Origin of the sequence: Promicromonospora sp. NPDC060204, assembly GCF_042728455.1 — a bacterium.
Taxonomy (GTDB): Bacteria; Actinomycetota; Actinomycetes; order Actinomycetales; family Cellulomonadaceae; genus Promicromonospora.
In genome coordinates, this window is the sequence record NZ_JBHWZO010000464.1 from 1 (window position 1) to 1,438 (window position 1,438).

The 1,438-nt window shown below is 65.4% G+C and carries 1 protein-coding gene; it reads left to right on the forward strand.

Annotation, left to right across the window (positions count from 1 at the left end; genetic code table 11):
- Window positions 1-189: 189 nt before the first annotated feature.
- Entirely contained in the window at window positions 190-894 is a 705-nt protein-coding gene (locus ACFWEJ_RS28705) for a class I SAM-dependent methyltransferase (protein WP_377232559.1), read from the forward strand.
- Window positions 895-1,438 lie beyond the last annotated feature (544 nt).

The following is a 1,438-nucleotide window of genomic DNA, read 5'->3' on the forward strand; positions in this document are numbered from 1 at the left end:
CCCGTAATCAGTGCGATTCCGGGCCCAATGACGGGGTAGAAGCGCACAAGCCTCCGCCGACGGGCGTCTTGTGCGTGTGGCTGGGAGGAACTCAGCGCACTTGAAGGAGGGATGGCGCCCCGAGGCCTGTGCGGTGTTCCGTCCCGATAACTTCAGGCGGGACATGGACCGTCCGACGAAGAGGATCCGATGAAGGCCGACCACTACGACGAGTTCGCAGCCAGCTACGACACCGAGAACTCCGGGAGCCTGCTCAACGCCTGGTACGAACGACCGGCCATGGTCCGCCTCGCGGGCGACGTGCGCGGGCGCAAGATCCTCGACGCCGGCTGCGGCTCCGGACCGCTGTCCGCCGAGCTGCGTGACCGCGGCGCCGAGATGACCGGGTTCGACGGGAGCCCGTCGATGATCGAGCTCGCCCGCCGCAGGCTCGGCGACGACGTCCCGCTGACCGTCGCGGACCTCGCCCGGCCGCTGCCCTACGCGGACGACACCTTCGACGACGTCGTCTCCTCGCTCGTCCTGCACTACCTCGAGGACTGGCAGCCGCCGCTGACCGAGTTGCGCCGGGTCCTCAAGCCGGGCGGCCGGCTCATCCTCTCGGTCAACCACCCGCTCGTGCGCCCCTTCAACTTTCCGAAGGAGGACTACTTCGCCGTCCGGCAGTTCTCGGAGGAGTACGACTTCGCGGGCCAGCCAGGGACGCTGACCTACTGGCACCGGCCCCTGCACGCGATGATCGACGCCTTCACCGCCGTGGGGTTCGACATCGCGTCCATCGCCGAGCCCCCGCCGTCCCCGGACACGCCGGCCGAGCTCCTCCCGCCCCGCATCATGAGCGGCGAGCGGACTGCGTTCATCTGCTTCCTCTTCGTCGTCCTCGAGGCCCGCTGAGACCGAGCGCACCGGCGGTATCACAGCGGGAATCATTTCGCGCTTTACACGCCAATATCCCTTTCACGTTGCAGTGTCCGTGTCGCCTACTTAACGTATGGAACGCGAACACCGTTCGACTCACCGGACATCGTCTGGTGATCCCCTTTTGTGAAAGGACTCGCACACGTGAGCCTCATCGACATCATCTCGCACCTGCTGGACAACCTGGGCTGCACCCTTGAGCAGATCCTGCAGCTCCTGGGTCTCTGACCTGGTGCGACACCGCTGACCTGGTAGCCCCGTCCAAGGGCTTCCGGTAGCGGAGCTGGAATCACTCCCCCAGCAGACGAACTCCCCTCGCGGCATTCCGCGAGGGGAGTTCGTTCGTTTGCGTGGCACGCAGAACACATTGCGTCAACGCATTCTTTGCCGTTTCGGCTGGACAATTCACGGAGCCACCTCTAACCGCGAGGAATGGGCGGCTCAGTCGATCTAGACGCCGGACGGCTGATATCCGAGCCGCCATCGAACGTAGGAGTGGTCGCTCTCTGAGCCCTCAGAG

What these genes read in the sequence shown, in the direction of transcription:
- ACFWEJ_RS28705 (WP_377232559.1), top strand. Translation starts at nt 190, where the DNA reads ATGAAGGCCGACCACTACGACGAGTTCGCAGCCAGCTACGACACCGAG.